The following is a 16,251-nucleotide window of genomic DNA, read 5'->3' as shown; positions in this document are numbered from 1 at the left end:
GGGTCCCGTGAGGACGGGCGCGGGCGTCAGACCCCGGCCGGCTGCGAGGTGGAGTCGTCGGAGGAGCCGTCGGAGGGGACGGCCGCGGGGGTGCGGCCCCGGCGGCGGACCAGGGCGACGCCGACCACGACCGCCGCGACCAGCAGCGACAGCAGCATCGTGTCCCGGCCCCCGTTCTCCGTGTCGGTCAGCATGTAGCCGATCACGAAGACGATGAACGCGATGCACGCCCACGTCAGGTACGGGAAGAGCCACATCTTCACGACCAGCTTCTCCGGCGCCTCCCGCATCACGATCCGGCGCATGCGCAGCTGCGACACACAGATCACCAGCCACACGAAGAGCGCCACCGCGCCCGAGGAGTTGAGCAGGAAGAGGAAGACGGTGTCCGGGAACGCGTAGTTGAAGAACACCGCGACGAAGCCGAAGACCACCGACGCCAGGATCGCCACCCGCGGCACGCCGTTGCCCGTGGTGCTGGCGAACGCCTTCGGCGCGTCGCCCCGGCGGCCGAGCGAGTGCGCCATCCGCGAGGCGGTGTACAGACCGGAGTTCAGGCAGGAGAGCACCGAGGTCAGGATGATGAAGTTCATGATCTGACCGGCGTGCGGGATGCCCAGCGAGTCGAGCGCGGCCACGTACGAGCCGTCCTCGGCGATCTTCTTCGAGTCCCACGGCAGCAGGGTGACGACCATGAGGATCGAGCCCAGGTAGAAGACGCCGATCCGCCAGATGATGCTGTTGGTGGCCTGGGTGACGGCCTTCTGCGGGTCCTCGGCCTCACCGGCGGCCAGCGTCGGGATCTCGGACCCCATGAAGGAGAAGACGACCAGCAGGACACCGGTCAGGATCGCGCCGGCGCCGTGCGGCAGGAAGCCGCCGTGCTCCGTCAGGTTGGACCAGGAGGCCTGCTCGGCGTCCACGCCCGGCAGCACCCCGAAGACCGCCAGCAGGCCGATCACGATGAACGCGCCGATGGCGACGACCTTGATGCCCGCGAACCAGAACTCGAACTCGCCGTAGTTGCCGACGGAGGCCAGGTTGGTCGCGGTGAGCACGATCATCACGATCAGCGCCCAGGCCCACTGCGGCACGGCCGGGATCCAGCCCTCCAGGATCACCGCGCCCGCCGTCGCCTCGACGGCGAGCACCACGACCCAGAAGAACCAGTAGAGCCAGCCGATGGAGAAGCCCGCCCAGCGGCCCAGCGCGCGGTCGGCGTGGGCGGAGAAGGAACCGGAGGTCGGGTTGGCGACCGACATCTCGCCGAGCATCCGCATCACGAACACGACGAGCGCGCCCACCAGGGCGTACGACAGCAGGATGCCGGGGCCGGCGGCGGCGATGCCGCTGCTCGAACCGACGAAGAGACCCGCGCCGATGACGCCGCCGATGGCGATCATCGTCAGATGCCGGTTCTTGAGGCCGGCCTGAAGGCCGGAGCCCTCGTGTCCGCCAGAAGTCATGGAGCTGTTCCTTACGCCGGGTTGATGCGTGTGAGGTTCCCCCGCCCTCGTGGGGCATGCGGGGAGGCCGCCGAAGCGATGGTCCAGTGAAACGGAGGAAGGGCTTCCGCGGAACCTGAGGTTCCGGATTTTTATCGCGGCTTTGCCTTCGCTCCTATGGCCGAGATCACAGTTTCCGGAATTCCGAGCCGTGCCGGAACCGCCGCCCCGTGCGCGGTGCCCGCTCGCGTCCATGTCACACTCGGACCATGCGCGTCTATCTCGGCTCCGACCACGCCGGTTACGAACTGAAGAACCACCTCGTCGAGTGGCTGAAGGCAGCCGGCCACGAGCCGGTGGACTGCGGCCCGCACATCTACGACGCCCAGGACGACTATCCGCCGTTCTGCCTCCGCGCGGCGGAGCGCACCGCGGCCGACGCGGGCTCCCTCGGCGTGGTGATCGGCGGCTCGGGCAACGGCGAGCAGATCGCCGCCAACAAGGTCGCGGGCGTGCGCTCCGCGCTCGCCTGGAGCGAGCAGACCGCCGCTCTCGGCCGCGAGCACAACGACGCCAACGTGGTGGCGGTCGGCGCCCGGATGCACTCCGAGGAGGAGGCGACGAAGTTCGTCGAGATCTTCCTGAACACGCCGTTCTCCGGCGACGAGCGTCACATCCGCCGCATCGAGATGCTCGCCGCGTACGAGACGTCGGGCGACCTCCCGCCGATCCCGGCGCACCACCCCCAGCAGTAACGGCCGCAGCGGCGGAACGCCGCGGCAGCCCCACGCCCCAGGACCTCGCCGGCCCCCGTACGTGACGTGCGGGGGCCGTGCCGTGGAGCGGGGCAGAACGGAGAAGACGCCGTGCCGGAAGGGCACACCATCCACCGGCTCGCCCAGGACTGCGCCGAGCGCTTCCTGCACGCCCCGGTGCGCGTCAGCAGCCCCCAGGGAAAGTTCGCCGACGGCGCGGCCCTGGTCGACGGCGCCGGGATGACGTCCGCCGAGGCACACGGCAAGCACCTCTTCCTGGGGTTCCCGGGCTTCGCAGGGTCCCCGGGGCCCGGAGCCCCCGCGGATCCCGGGAACACCGCCTGGGTCCACGTCCACCTCGGCCTCTTCGGCAAGGTCGCCTTCGGCTCAGCGCCGCCGCCCTGGCCGGCCGACACCGTCCGCCTGCGCCTGGCCGGCCCGACGGCCTTCATGGACCTGCGCGGCCCCACCACCTGCGCGCTGATCACCCCGGGCGAGAAGCAGGCGATACACGACCGCCTGGGCCCCGACCCGCTGCGTGCGGACGCCGACCCGGACGCCGCCTGGCGCCGGATCTCGCGGAGCCGCACCACCGTCGCCGCCCTGCTCATGGACCAGAAGGTGGTGGCCGGCGTCGGGAACGTCTACCGGGCCGAGGTCCTCTTCCGGCACGGCGTCGACCCCTACCTGCCCGGCCGGGCCCTCACCCGCGCGCAGTGGGACGCGATCTGGGCCGACCTGGTGGAGCTGATGCGCGAGGGCGTCCGGAACAACCGCATCGACACCGTGCGCCCCGAGCACGAGCCCGAGGCCATGGGCCGCCCGCCCCGCGTCGACGACCACGGCGGCGAGGTCTACGTCTACCGGCGCACCGGCCAGGCGTGCCACGTCTGCGGCCTGGCCGTCCGCACCGCCGAACTGGCGGCGCGCAACCTGTTCTGGTGCCCCGGCTGCCAGCCCGCGAACGTGCCCGGCGCGTGACCGGCGGCCGAAACCCCCGGGGGGACGGCGGGGAAGGCAGGGACTTCCGGCCCGAATCCCGCCCCGGACGGGGGACAAGTGGGACCTCCCGTGCCAGGGAGGGGGTCCGCTGGATAGGGTCCCAAGCGATGGCAGCAGGACGGAAAAGGCGCTCGGCCGCCGACACGTTCACGGCCCGGATGAAGAAGCAGTTCCACCGGGCCCGCATCGGCCTGCGCAAAGCCGCGGTCGACTACTTCCGGGGTGACGGGTCGGACTGGATCGCCTTCGTCGCCCTGCTCCTCACCATTCCCCTGATCGCGAGCCTCACCCTCGCCAACGCCGTCTGGTTCACCCCGGCGGCCCTGGTGCTGCCCATCGTGGTGGGCGGTCTGCTGCTGCGGCCCGCCAGCCTGCTCGCCCTCTACGCGGCCGCGGCCACCGCGCTGATCGTGGAGGCGCTGGCCCTGCGGCCCTACCCGGACGGGTTCGCCCGCGTCACCCCCGGTGTGGTGCTGGTGGTCGCCGCCTGCGGCTTCGTGGGCCTGCTGGTCGCGCAGTTCCGCAGCCGGGTCGGCGTGCCCTGGCGGCGCGGCGGCACCATGCTCTTCGACCTCCGCGAACGCATCCGGGTGCAGAGCGCCCTGCCCGACCTGCCGGCCGGCTGGCACCGGGAGATGGCGCTGCGTCCGGCCGGCGGCCAGTCCTTCTCCGGCGACTTCGTGGTCGCGGCGCGCACCAACGAGGGCCGCACCCTGGAGGTCGTCCTCACTGACGTCTCCGGCAAGGGCATGGACGCCGGGTCGCGGGCGCTGCTGCTGTCCGGCGCGTTCGGCGGCCTGCTGGGATCGCTTCCACCGCACGCGTTCCTGCCCGCCGCCAACGGCTACCTGCTCCGGCAGGACTGGGACGAGGGCTTCGCCACCTCCATCCACCTGGTCCTCGACCTGGACACCGGCGACTACGAGCTCTACTCGGCGGGCCACCCGCCGGGGCTCCAGCTGTCCGCGGGCACCGGGCGCTGGGAGGAGAAGACGGCCGAGGGGCCGCTGCTCGGCGTCTACGACGGCGCCTCCTTCGACCCCTGCAAGGGGTCGCTGCGCCCCGGCGACGTGCTGATGCTCTTCACCGACGGCCTGGTGGAGACCGCCGAACGCGACCTGGTGGAGGGCATCGACCGCCTCACCGGTGAGGCCGACCGGTACGTGGCCGGCGGCTTCGAGGGCGCCGCGTGGCACCTGATCGAGGCCGTCGCGAAGGACGTCAACGACGACCGCGCCCTCCTCCTCATCTCCCGCACCGGCTGAACCCCGGCCCCGACCCCGGCCCCCGCCTTGGCCTTGGCTCCAGCCCCGGTCCCGGCCCCGGCCAAGGCCCCGGTCCCGGTCCCGGCCCCGGCCCCGGCCAAGGCCCCGGTCCCGGTCCCGGCCCCGGCCAAGGCCCCGGTCCCGGTTCCGGTCCCGGCCCCGGCCAAGGCCCCGGTTCCGGCCCCGGTCCCGGCCCCGGCCAAGGCCCCGGTCCCGGCCCCGGCCCCGGCCCCCGCCCTGGCCCCGGCCCCGGCCCCCGCCCTGGCCCCGGCCCCGGCCCCTGCCCTGGCTCCGGCTCCGGCTCCGGCTCCGGCTCCGGCTCCGGCCCCGGCCTCGGCCTCGGCTCCGGCCTCGGCTTTCGCCTCGGCCTTGGCCCCCGGCCCCGCGCCACCCGGCCCACCGCGTCCCCGTGCGGTCCGGGCATGACGAAGGCCCCGCCGCGCCTCGGGCGCCGCGGGGCCTTCGTGATGGCCGGGAAGAGGCGGGGTCAGACCCCGGCAGGGACCTTCGGGCGGTCCGTGGTGGCCGGTCCCTCGGCCGGGGCGGAGGTCTTGGCCGCCCTTCCGGCGGCGTCGTCCTCCCGGAAGAAGCGGTCCAGGTTCGGCTCCAGCACCGGCTTCAGCACCTTGCGCACCGGCGCCGTGCAGAGGACGGTGACCGCGGCCGCCGCCACCGCCGTGCACAGCAGCACGCCCAGCGGGCCGCTCACGTGGTCGAACCAGCCGAACCAGATGCCGCCCTTCACCAGGAACCCGTGCAGCAGGTAGCCGGAGATGGTCCCCGCCCCGAGCGCGGTGAACCAGAGCCGCCGCCCCGGCACCCAGGCGAAGAAGCAGGCCGTGAGCAGCACCGAGCAGCCGAACATGCCCAGCGTCATCAGCGGTCCGATCCACCAGTCGCCGCCCAGCTCCTGGGCCGCGTCGCGGTGGTAGAACCAGTCGGGGTTCATGTTGCCCTTGGCCCACCAGCCCACCGCCAGCGCCACGGCGAAGACCGGCAGCGCCAAGATCCGCATCCGCCAGGTGCGCACCAGCTTGAAGTGCTCAGGCTTCAGGCACAGCCCCAGCACGAAGTACGGCAGGAACTGCAGGGCGCGCTGCATGTCCAGGTCGTTGCCGATCTTCGGCGAGACGGTCGCCAGCATGGCGATCGCCAGGGCCACGGCCAGCGGATACCGCAGGGAGCGCCAGATCGGGGTGGTCAGCCGCCAGATGAAGAGGGCGGCCAGGAACCAGGTCAGGTACCAGGGGTCCAGCAGGCTCACCGGGGCGTCGGGGTCGTGCGCCCAGCGGCGGAAGAGCGAGTAGGCGGTCTCGAAGACGATGTAGGGCACCACCACGCCGCTCAGCAGGCGCTTGATCTGGTGCGGCTTAAACGCGAACGAGCGCGAGAAGTAACCGGAGATCACGATGAACGCCGGCATGTGGAAGGCGTACACGACCATGTAGAGGACGGCCAGGGCCCGGTTGTCGTCGCGGAGGGGTTCCCAGCTGTGACCCATGGCCACGAGGACGATGGCCAGGTACTTGGCGTTGTCGAAGAACGAGTCCCGCCGCCCGGCCCGGGGGAGCGGATCGCGCTGGCTTCGCTGGTTGCTGTGCGGCTGCGGCGGCGCGTTCACCGGCGACCACCCCGCGGGCGGGGGTGGAGAGTCCGGACGTTCGTCGTCGCACGTGAGGGGGACGAGGCAACGTGAAACATCTGAGGCACCCTAGCGTCGGTTGTACGAATCCGAAAAACGCAGGGTCGGTGAATGACCGCCTCACCCACGGATACCCCCGGATTCACCTGCGATGTCTCTTGTTTTTGTGACGATCGGCACAATGCGGAGCGGCCGCGTCCGAGGGCTGAACATCCCTTTTAGGTAAGCCTATTTCATCTCAAATGCCACCAAGTCGGGCATGGGTCCCATGAACGTACGTGGGGGCTGCGCGGCGTCTGTGGATATGAGGAAACGGTTGTGCGGGAATTATCGGCAGTACCTTTCGGAGGAATTGTCGAATGGCCCAGCCGGTAGGGTCATAATTTTATTCTCGAATCCCGAACATGCGGTCGAGGGGTGTCCCTCGCGCTCCATCGGCCGTGCGTGAGGGGCGAGTTGGGTGGCACGATGGGTTGGCCGGGGATGGGCCGGGTACATCCCATGGCGGCAAGCGGACCGACCGAGGGTGTGATCAGGCGTGGCCATTTCACTGTCTGTGGTGCTTCTGCTGGGAATCGTCCTCGTCGTCCTGATTCGGGGCGGATCCCTCAAGGCGGGGCCGGCGATCGTCGCCATGTTCTTCGGATTCTTCCTGGCGTCGACGGGAATGGCCGACGACATCCAGAGGTTCCTCGACTCCCTCGCGGCAATGATCAACTCGATAAACATCTGAGCGCCGCGTGACGTTGCCGCGGCCGTCGGCGAAACGTTCCCCCGGCCCGGGCGGCGGCGGCCCGCGGACGGCGGTGGCGAGGCGCCGGGGACGACCGAAGGCCCGGGACGAGAAGCATGCTTCTCGTCCCGGGCCTTCGGCATCGGAGCGGGCGACGGGAATCGAACCCGCGTAGCTAGTTTGGAAGACTAGGGCTCTACCATTGAGCTACGCCCGCACAGGTGACGCCGGTGGCCGAGCCACGGCGACAGAAGGCATGTTAGCGGGTCGTCGCACCCGACTGCATCTCCTCTTCCGCGTGACCCTCCCGCGGCGCCGCTCCGCCCGCCGGTTTGCGGCCATCCGACGCCCCGCCACGACCCCGTGTCCGGCGGCGTGGAAAGGGGCGGCCGGGCGGCCGTGCCGCGTGTACCCTACGGATCGCACCAGACGGGGTGTGGCGCAGCTTGGCAGCGCGTCCGCTTTGGGAGCGGAAGGCCGTGGGTTCAAATCCCGCCACCCCGACACAGATGATCACCGGGCGCCCCTTGGGGTCCGGTGATCGCCTTTTGGGCGGTGTGGCGGCTGCGGCTACTATGCAAGCGCGCCCGTGTGCAGTCAGCCGTGAAGCTCCAGAGCCTGACGCCGAAGCCGCACCGGTGCGCGATCCGCCGGACCGCTCTGGTCCCGGCGAACCCAAGCAGTCAGCCACAAGGAGACCGAACCGTGAAGAGCGCCGTGGAGACCCTGAACCCGACCCGGGTTCGGCTCACTGTCGAGGTGCCCTTCGAGGAGCTCAAGGACAGCCTCGACGCGGCGTACAAGAAGATCAACCAGCAGGTCACGGTGAAGGGCTTCCGCAAGGGCAAGATCCCGGCCCGCGTCATCGACCAGCGGTTCGGCCGCGGTGCGGTCCTCGAGGAGGCGATCAACGACGCCCTCCCGAAGTTCTACACGCAGGCGGTCAACGAGGCCGAGCTCGACGTCCTGGGCCAGCCCGAGGTCGACATCAAGGACCTCAAGGACGGTGAGCTGCTCAACTTCACCGCCGAGGTCGACATCCGTCCCGAGATCGAGCTGCCCGAGGACTTCTCCGGCATCGAGGTCGAGGTCGACGCCGTCGAGGTGACCGACGAGGACATCGACAAGTCGGTCGAGCAGCTGCGTGAGCGCTTCGCCACCACCTCTCCGGTGGAGCGCGCCGCCGAGGACGGCGACGTGGTGACCCTGGACCTCGAGGCCAAGGTCGACGGCGAGGTCCTCGAGGACGGCATCGCCAAGGACGTCAGCTACACCATCGGCTCGGGTGAGCTGCTCGACGGCATCGACGAGGCCGTCAAGGGCGTGGAGGCCGGTGGCGAAGCCACCTTCGCCTCCGAGCTCAAGGGCGGCTCCGCCGCCGGCAAGCAGGCTGAGATCACCGTCAAGGTCGGCCAGGTCGCCTCCCGCGAGCTGCCCGAGCTCGACGACGAGTTCGCCCAGCTCGCCTCCGAGTTCGACACCCTCGAGGAGCTCAAGGCGGACAGCCGCAAGCGCCTGGAGAACATGAAGCAGTACGACCAGGCCACGCAGGCGCAGGAGCGCGTGCTGGACAAGCTGCTCGAGCTGATCGAGGTCCCGATCCCCGAGAAGCTGCTCGAGGACGAGATCCAGACCCGCAAGCACAACCTCGAGCACCACCAGCTCGGCCAGATGGGCCTCGACCTCGACAAGTACCTCGAGATCCAGGGCAAGACGGCCGAGGAGTTCGAGACCGAGACCCGCGAGGCGGCGGTCAAGGGCATCAAGACCCAGTTCGTGCTCGACGCGCTGGTCAACAAGGAGAAGCTGAACGTCAATCAGGAGGAGCTCACCGAGCACCTCATGCGGCGTGCGGCGTCCTCCGGCATGTCCCCCGACCAGTTCGCCCAGGCGGTCGTCCAGGGCAACCAGGTCCCGATGCTCGTCGGCGAGGTCGCCCGCGGCAAGGCGCTGGCGCTGGTCGTCGAGTCGGCCACGGTCAAGGACACCAACGGTGAGGTCGTCGACCTGAGCGACGACGAGGACGAGTCCGCCGACGCCGCCGAGGCGCCCGCCGAGGAGTCCGCCGAGGAGTCCAAGGAGGCCTGACCTCCCCGCTCCCCGAGCCTCCACCGGGCCCCGGCTTCCCGCCCTCGCGCGCGAAGCCGGGGCCCGGCGCGTTCCCCGCCCCTCGCCCCGCCCCTGCCCTGACCCGACCCGACCCGACCCGACCCGACCCGACCCGCCCTCGCCCCGCGGCGCGGCCGTGCGCCCGCCGCGCGTGCCGTGCGCCCGCGCCGCGGTCGGGCGCGAGGTGGTGGCCGCGCGGTGGCATGCCCGGGGCCTCGGCGGGCAACCCGCAGGGTGAGACGTGGCCCCAGCGCCGCGGGACCCGCTCCCGGCCCCTCCCATGCGCTCACAGCGAACACTCCAGGAACCGGGATGGCACGTGACTGCCTGCGCGTTAGGGTCCATGAATACGAGGGCAGGGGAGTCCCCGTCGCCGCCGATCACCGCGGCGCGCTGCAGGGGCACGCACCACCCCCGCCCCGGCAGAACACGTGAGACGGCCCGGCGCCGTCGTAAGACGAGCAGGTGGATACGTGACGAATCTGATGCCCTCCGCCGCCGGCGAGCCTTCCATCGGTGGCCTCGGCGACCAGGTCTACAACCGGCTGCTCAACGAGCGGATCATCTTCCTCGGCCAGGCGGTCGACGACGACATCGCCAACAAGATCACCGCACAGCTGCTGCTCCTTGCCGCCGACCCGGACAAGGACATCTACCTCTACATCAACAGCCCCGGCGGCTCGATCACGGCCGGCATGGCGATCTACGACACCATGCAGTACATCAAGAACGACGTGGTGACGATCGCGATGGGCCTCGCCGCCTCGATGGGCCAGTTCCTCCTGAGCGCCGGCACGCCCGGCAAGCGCTTCGCGCTGCCGAACGCCGAGATCCTGATCCACCAGCCGTCGGCCGGCCTGGCCGGTTCCGCGTCGGACATCAAGATCCACGCCGAGCGCCTGCTGCACACCAAGAAGAAGATGGCGGAGCTGACCGCCTTCCACACCGGTCAGACGGTCGAGCAGGTCACCCGCGACTCCGACCGCGACCGCTGGTTCGACGCAGATGAGGCCAAGGAGTACGGCCTCATCGACGAGGTCATCTCCGCGGCCTCCAACATCCCGGGCGGCGGCGGCACCGGGGCCTGACGCCCGAGCCCGCGCACCGGCCCTCCCCCCGCCCCCGCCTTCCAGGAGACAGAGAATGAACGACTACCCCGGCAGCGGCCTGTACGACCGCACCCGCGCCGAGCTGACGGCTCCGGTCGCCGAGTCCCGTTACGTGATCCCGCGCTTCGTGGAGCGCACCTCCCAGGGTGTGCGTGAGTACGACCCGTACGCGAAGCTCTTCGAGGAGCGCGTGATCTTCCTGGGCGTCCAGATCGACGACGCGTCGGCCAACGACGTCATGGCGCAGCTGCTGTGCCTGGAGTCGATGGACCCGGACCGTGACATCTCGATCTACATCAACAGCCCGGGCGGTTCCTTCACGGCGCTGACCGCGATCTACGACACGATGCAGTTCGTGAAGCCGGACATCCAGACCGTGTGCATGGGCCAGGCCGCCTCCGCCGCCGCCGTCCTGCTCGCGGCCGGCACGCCCGGCAAGCGCATGGCGCTGCCGAACGCCCGCGTCCTGATCCACCAGCCGTACAGCGAGACCGGCCGCGGCCAGGTCTCCGACCTGGAGATCGCCGCCAACGAGATCCTGCGGATGCGCTCCCAGCTGGAGGAGATGCTGGCCAAGCACTCCACCCAGCCGGTGGAGAGGATCCGCGAGGACATCGAGCGTGACAAGATCCTCACCGCCGAGGACGCGCTGCAGTACGGGCTGGTCGACCAGATCATCTCGACCCGCAAGATGAACAACGCCAGCGTTCGCTGACGCGACCGCGGCAGGACGTCTGCCGCCTCTTGGCGGGGTTCGCCCGGATCCGTTCCGGAGCGGACCCTGCCAAGGGGGGCCCGAACGGGGGGCCAGGCAAGGTACCGTCGACATAAGGCAGCACCGTGGAGACCGGGGACGCACACGCGTCCGAGGGCTCCCAGGCGAAGGGGAAGCACACCGTGGCACGCATCGGTGACGGCGGCGATCTGCTCAAGTGCTCGTTCTGCGGCAAGAGCCAGAAGCAGGTCAAGAAGCTCATCGCAGGCCCCGGTGTGTACATCTGCGACGAGTGCATCGATCTCTGCAACGAGATCATCGAGGAGGAGCTCGCCGAGTCGAGCGAGACCCGGTGGGAGGAGCTCCCCAAGCCGCGGGAGATCTACCAGTTCCTCGAGAGCTACGTGGTGGGCCAGGAGGCCGCCAAGAAGGCGCTCTCGGTGGCGGTGTACAACCACTACAAGCGGGTCCAGGCCGGTGAGAACGGCGGCGGCCAGGGCCGCGAGGACTCCATCGAGCTGGCCAAGTCCAACATCCTCCTGCTGGGCCCCACCGGCTCCGGCAAGACGCTCCTCGCCCAGACGCTCGCGCGGATGCTGAACGTGCCGTTCGCCATCGCCGACGCGACCGCGCTGACCGAGGCCGGCTACGTCGGCGAGGACGTCGAGAACATCCTGCTCAAGCTGATCCAGGCGGCGGACTACGACGTCAAGAAGGCCGAGACGGGGATCATCTACATCGACGAGATCGACAAGGTCGCCCGCAAGAGCGAGAACCCGTCGATCACCCGCGACGTCAGCGGCGAGGGCGTCCAGCAGGCCCTGCTGAAGATCCTCGAGGGCACCACGGCCTCCGTGCCGCCGCAGGGCGGGCGCAAGCACCCGCACCAGGAGTTCATCCAGATCGACACGACGAACGTCTTGTTCATCGTGGGCGGCGCCTTCTCCGGGCTGGAGAAGATCATCGAGTCGCGGGCGGGCGCCAAGGGCATCGGCTTCGGCGCGACCATCCGCTCCAAGCGGGAGCTGTCCGCCAAGGACCAGTTCGAGGACGTCATGCCCGAGGACCTGGTCAAGTTCGGCATGATCCCCGAGTTCATCGGCCGCCTGCCGGTGATCACCTCGGTGCACAACCTGGACCGCGAGGCGCTGCTCCAAATCCTGGTCGAGCCGAAGAACGCGCTGGTCAAGCAGTACCAGCGGCTCTTCGAGCTGGACGGCGTGGAGCTGGACTTCGAGCGCGAGGCGCTGGAGGCCATCGCGGACCAGGCCATCCTCCGCCAGACCGGCGCGCGCGGCCTGCGCGCCATCATGGAGGAGGTCCTGATGTCGGTGATGTACGAGGTGCCGTCCCGCAAGGACGTCGCCCGCGTGGTGATCACCGCCGACGTGGTCCACTCCAACGTCAACCCCACCCTCATCCCGCGCGACGCGCGCGGCGGCCGGGGCGCGGGCGAGCAGAAGTCCGCCTGACCGCGGACACGGCGAAGGGGCGCGCCCGGCAGGGCGCGCCCCTTCCGCGTGGGCGGGGTCCTACTCGGGCTTGCGGATCTCGTTGCGGACCTTCTCGGTCATCTGCGCCGCGAGTTCCTTGCTCACGTCCGCGGTGGCGTCGCCGGGGGAGACCAGCGCCATGGTGCTGTAGTCGGCCCAGACGCAGAACCAGTCGGTCTTCATCTTCTGGGTCACCTGCTCCTTGCCCTTGACGGCCTGGCACTTGGTCACCGTGCCGTCGACGTCCACCTCCTCGGGCTCTCCGAGCAGCTCCGCCCCGTTCTTGCTCTCCTTGGAGTTCTTCTCGAACTCCGCCTTGTAGGAGGCGAAGAACTTGTCGAGCGTCGCCGCCGGGTCGGCGATCTCGCCGTAGCCGCCGACGACGGTCATGCCCTTGGAGGTGGCCAGCACCTTCGGGTCCGGCGCGGTGCTGGGGTCGCTCGGGTCGTAGCCGGACAGGTCGGCCGTGGAGTACATCCCGAACACGGCCTTGCCGTTCTTGACGCCGCTCTCCGCGAGGTCCTCGGCGTCGTCCCCGCTCTCGCCCGCCTCGCCGGCCCGGTTGTAGTCGGTCAGCAGCTTCGCGGGCATCACCAGCTTGTGCGGGCCGTCGTCCTCCAGCCCGCCGCTGAAGAAGAGGAAGTAGGCGCCGACCGCGAGCGCGACCACCACGGCCGCGCCGCCGATGAGTAGCCCCGTCCTCCTGCCGCCACCGCCGCCGGGCTGACCCTGCGGGGGCGCGCCGTACGGGGGCTGGCCGGGCTGGCCCGGCTGCTGGCCGTACGGGTTGCCCTGCGGCGGGACGCCGGGCTGCTGGGGGTAGCCGTAGGACTGCTGCTGGGCGTGCTGCGGCGGCTGCTGCTGCGGGTAGCCGTAGCCGGGCTGCGGCTGCTGCTGCTGCGGCGGCTGCTGCTGGGGTGCCGGAGCACCGTACGGGCCGGGCTGGCCGGGCTGCTGACCGCCGGGCTGGCCGTACGGGCCGGGCTGCTGACCGCCGGGCTGTCCGTAGGGGCCGGGCTGACCGCCGGGCTGACCGGCCGGCTGACCGTAGGGCCCAGGCTGAGCTCCCGGCTGTCCGTAGGGCCCGGGCTGCTGGGGCTGCCCGCCGTACGGGCCCGGCTGGTTGTAACTCATGGCTGGTTCCCTCCCTGGTGCTGTCCCGCGCCATCCTTCCCTACGCCGGGCCCGGCGTGCGCCCCCGGGCGCAGACCGTTACCTTGTAATCGCGTTTCGGAACGCCCCAGGGACACCCCTAAAATGACCGGCGTGACCGAGAACTCTCAGCAGCCCACAGCGCCCGAAACCGAACTGCCGACCCAATACACGCCGGCCGACGTGGAGGGGCCGCTGTACGAGCGCTGGGTAGACCGCGGTTACTTCGAGGCGGACGCCGGGAGCGACAAGGAACCCTTCACCGTCGTCATCCCCCCGCCGAACGTCACCGGCTCGCTCCACCTGGGGCACGCCTTCGAGCACACGATCATCGACACCCTGACCCGCCGCAAGCGGATGCAGGGCTACGAGACGCTGTGGCAGCCGGGCATGGACCACGCCGGCATCGCGACCCAGAACGTCGTCGAGCGCGAGCTCGCCAAGGAGGGCAAGTCCCGCCACGACCTGGGCCGCGAGGCGTTCGTCGAGCGAGTCTGGCAGTGGAAGGCCGAGTCCGGCGGCCAGATCTCCGGCCAGATGCGCCGCCTCGGCGACGGCGTCGCCTGGTCGCGCGAGCGCTTCACCATGGACGAGGGCCTCTCCCAGGCCGTCCAGACCATCTTCAAGAAGCTCTACGACGACGAGCTGATCTACCGCAAGGAGCGCATCACCAACTGGTGCCCGCGCTGCCTCACCGCGATCTCCGACATCGAGGTCGAGTACCAGGAGGACGACGGCGAGCTCGTCTCCATGAAGTACGGCGAGGGCGAGGACACCATCGTCGTCGCCACCACCCGCGCCGAGACGATGCTGGGCGACACCGCGGTCGCCGTCCACCCGGACGACGAGCGCTACCGGCACCTGGTCGGCAAGCAGATCACGCTGCCGCTGACCGACCGCACCATCCCGGTCGTCGCCGACACGCACGTCGACCCGGAGTTCGGCACCGGAGCGGTCAAGGTCACCCCGGCCCACGACCCGAACGACTTCGAGATCGGCGAGCGCCACGGCCTGCCGTCCATCACGGTGATGGACGAGCACGCCGTCATCACCGTCCACGGCCCCTTCCAGGGCCTGGACCGGCTGGAGGCGCGCTCGGCGATCGTCGGCGCGCTGCGCGCCGAGGGCCGCATCGTCGCCGAGAAGCGCCCCTACGTCCACAAGGTCGGCCACTGCTCGCGGTGCAAGACCACCGTCGAGCCCCGGCTGTCCATGCAGTGGTGGGTCAAGGTCGCCCCGCTCGCCAAGGCGGCCGGCGACGCGGTCCGCGACGGCAAGGTCAAGATCCACCCCCAGGAGATGGAGAAGCGGTACTTCGACTGGGTCGACAACCTCCACGACTGGTGCATCTCGCGTCAGCTCTGGTGGGGGCACCGCATCCCGGTCTGGCACGGCCCCGACGGCGAGATGGTCTGCGTCGGCCCCGGCGAGGAGCCGCCGTCCGGCGAGGGCTGGCGCCAGGACAGCGACGTCCTCGACACCTGGTTCTCCTCGGGCCTGTGGCCCTTCTCCACGCTGGGCTGGCCCGAGCGGACCGAGAGCCTCGCGAAGTTCTACCCGAACTCCGTCCTGGTCACCGGCTACGACATCCTCTTCTTCTGGGTCGCCCGGATGATGATGTTCGGCATCTACGCGATGGACGGCACCCCGCCGTTCCACACCATCGCGCTGCACGGCATGGTCCGTGACCAGAACGGCAAGAAGATGTCCAAGTCCTTCGGGAACGTCGTCAACCCGCTGGACTGGATGGACAAGTACGGCTCCGACGCGCTCCGCTTCACCCTGGCGCGCGGCGCCAACCCGGGCGTCGACGTCCCGATCGGCGAGGACTGGGTCCAGGCGGCGCGGAACTTCGCCAACAAGATCTGGAACGCCACCCGGTTCGCCCTGATGAACGGCGCCACCGTCGAGGGCCCGCTGCCGGACGCCGCCGAGCTGTCGGCGACCGACCGCTGGATCCTCTCCCGGCTCAACTCGGTTGTCGCCGAGGTCGACACGTTCTACGAGGACTACCAGTTCGCCAAGCTCTCCGAGGCGCTCTACCACTTCGCGTGGGACGAGGTCTTCGACTGGTACGTCGAGCTGTCCAAGACCACCTTCATGGCGGGCGGCCCGGCGGCCGAGGCGAGCAAGCGCGTCCTCGGCGAGGTCCTGGACGTCACGCTGCGGCTGCTCCACCCGATCATGCCGTTCGTCACCGAGACGCTGTGGACCACGCTCACCGGCGGCGAGTCCGTCGTCGTCGCCGAGTGGCCGGGCGACAGCGGCTTCCGCGACGCGGCCGCCGAGCAGGAGATCGCCACCCTCCAGTCGGTGATCACCGAGGTCCGCCGCTTCCGCAGCGACCAGGGCCTCCAGCCGGGCCAGCGCGTCCCGGCCCGCCTGACCCTGGCCGGCACGCCGCTCGCCGCGCACGAGCCGGCCATCCGCCAGCTGCTGCGCCTCCAGCCGGAGGGCGAGGGCTTCTCCGCCACCGCCAGCCTGCCGGTGGCCGGCGCCACGGTCGAGCTGGACCTGTCCGGCGCGATCGACTTCGCGGCCGAGCGCAAGCGGCTGTCGAAGGACCTGGCGGCCGCCGAGAAGGAGAAGGCGCAGGCCAACGGCAAGCTGGGCAACGAGGCCTTCCTCGGCAAGGCTCCGGAGCCGGTCGTGGCGAAGATCCGGGCCCGCCTCGCCAAGGCCGAGGAGGACATCGCGCGGATCACGGAGCAGCTGGCGAAGCTGCCCTCCGCCTGACCGCGCGAGGCACCCGTCCGGCGGGCCGTCCCTCTCCAGGGGCGGCCCGCCGCGTTCATGTCGTGGCCGGTCTCCGGTAACCGGGTGGCTGTTCA

General features: G+C 70.4%; 12 protein-coding genes and 2 tRNA genes. 10 read left to right on the top strand and 4 right to left on the bottom strand.

Annotated features, from left to right (window positions below):
* Positions 1-26: 26 nt before the first annotated feature.
* Positions 27-1,466 (bottom strand): amino acid permease, encoded by a 1,440-nt coding sequence (locus tag GBN72_RS20170; RefSeq protein ID WP_151773229.1) that lies wholly within the window; start codon positions 1,464-1,466, stop codon positions 27-29.
* Between the two features lie 248 nt (positions 1,467-1,714).
* Here GBN72_RS20170 and GBN72_RS20165 point away from each other — a divergent pair, with 248 nt between their 5' ends.
* The 3 genes from GBN72_RS20165 (at position 1,715) to GBN72_RS20155 (ending at position 4,467) form a co-directional block, all read left to right on the top strand.
* The gene (locus GBN72_RS20165; RefSeq protein WP_151773228.1) at positions 1,715-2,200 is read left to right on the top strand and encodes a ribose-5-phosphate isomerase; all 486 of its coding nucleotides are present in this window, start codon (positions 1,715-1,717) and stop codon (positions 2,198-2,200) included.
* A gap of 111 nt (positions 2,201-2,311) precedes the next feature.
* Positions 2,312-3,181 (top strand): Fpg/Nei family DNA glycosylase, encoded by an 870-nt coding sequence (locus GBN72_RS20160; RefSeq protein WP_151773227.1) that lies wholly within the window; start codon positions 2,312-2,314, stop codon positions 3,179-3,181.
* A gap of 128 nt (positions 3,182-3,309) precedes the next feature.
* Complete coding sequence (locus GBN72_RS20155; protein ID WP_151773226.1) at positions 3,310-4,467, top strand: PP2C family protein-serine/threonine phosphatase; 1,158 nt, start codon at positions 3,310-3,312, stop codon at positions 4,465-4,467.
* A gap of 487 nt (positions 4,468-4,954) precedes the next feature.
* Here the strand turns inward: GBN72_RS20155 and GBN72_RS20145 are convergent, their stop codons facing one another.
* Positions 4,955-6,088, bottom strand: coding sequence for an acyltransferase family protein (locus tag GBN72_RS20145; RefSeq protein ID WP_151773225.1), 1,134 nt, complete (start codon positions 6,086-6,088; stop codon positions 4,955-4,957).
* A 559-nt stretch (positions 6,089-6,647) separates the two neighbouring features.
* Between GBN72_RS20145 and GBN72_RS20140 the strand changes: the two genes are divergently transcribed.
* A complete protein-coding gene (locus GBN72_RS20140) occupies positions 6,648-6,842 on the top strand; it encodes a hypothetical protein (RefSeq protein WP_151773224.1) in 195 nt (64 codons plus the stop codon).
* A gap of 146 nt (positions 6,843-6,988) precedes the next feature.
* On the opposite strand, the gene GBN72_RS20135 is transcribed toward GBN72_RS20140, so the two are convergent.
* A tRNA-Gly gene (locus GBN72_RS20135) sits at positions 6,989-7,059 on the bottom strand.
* A gap of 213 nt (positions 7,060-7,272) precedes the next feature.
* Between GBN72_RS20135 and GBN72_RS20130 the strand changes: the two genes are divergently transcribed.
* From GBN72_RS20130 to clpX, 5 genes are all read left to right on the top strand, one after another.
* Positions 7,273-7,346: transfer RNA gene (locus GBN72_RS20130), tRNA-Pro, on the top strand.
* Positions 7,347-7,547: 201 nt separating this feature from the next.
* Positions 7,548-8,930 carry a trigger factor gene (gene tig, locus GBN72_RS20125; protein WP_151773223.1) on the top strand — a complete coding sequence of 461 codons (1,383 nt, stop codon included), beginning with the start codon at positions 7,548-7,550 and terminating at the stop codon, positions 8,928-8,930.
* A gap of 494 nt (positions 8,931-9,424) precedes the next feature.
* Positions 9,425-10,039, top strand: a complete 615-nt coding sequence (locus GBN72_RS20120) for an ATP-dependent Clp protease proteolytic subunit (protein WP_164540747.1) — start codon at positions 9,425-9,427, stop codon at positions 10,037-10,039.
* 55 nt (positions 10,040-10,094) lie between these two features.
* Positions 10,095-10,775: an ATP-dependent Clp protease proteolytic subunit gene (locus tag GBN72_RS20115; RefSeq protein ID WP_151773221.1), complete on the top strand. Its 681-nt coding sequence runs from the start codon at positions 10,095-10,097 to the stop codon at positions 10,773-10,775.
* Positions 10,776-10,957: 182 nt separating this feature from the next.
* A complete protein-coding gene (gene clpX, locus GBN72_RS20110; RefSeq protein WP_151773220.1) occupies positions 10,958-12,247 on the top strand; it encodes an ATP-dependent Clp protease ATP-binding subunit ClpX in 1,290 nt (429 codons plus the stop codon).
* Positions 12,248-12,307: 60 nt separating this feature from the next.
* On the opposite strand, the gene GBN72_RS20105 is transcribed toward clpX, so the two are convergent.
* Positions 12,308-13,402, bottom strand: a complete 1,095-nt coding sequence (locus GBN72_RS20105; RefSeq protein ID WP_151773219.1) for a hypothetical protein — start codon at positions 13,400-13,402, stop codon at positions 12,308-12,310.
* 132 nt (positions 13,403-13,534) lie between these two features.
* Between GBN72_RS20105 and GBN72_RS20100 the strand changes: the two genes are divergently transcribed.
* On the top strand, positions 13,535-16,156 hold the full coding sequence (locus GBN72_RS20100) for a valine--tRNA ligase (RefSeq protein ID WP_151773218.1): 2,622 nt from the start codon (positions 13,535-13,537) through the stop codon (positions 16,154-16,156).
* Positions 16,157-16,251 lie beyond the last annotated feature (95 nt).

The sequence above is a fragment of the Streptomyces abyssomicinicus genome (genome assembly GCF_008974245.1).
In the GTDB taxonomy this organism is placed as follows: domain Bacteria; phylum Actinomycetota; class Actinomycetes; order Streptomycetales; family Streptomycetaceae; genus Streptomyces; species Streptomyces abyssomicinicus.
Note: the sequence above shows the minus strand (reverse complement) of the source record. Positions and strands in the feature narration are given on the sequence as shown.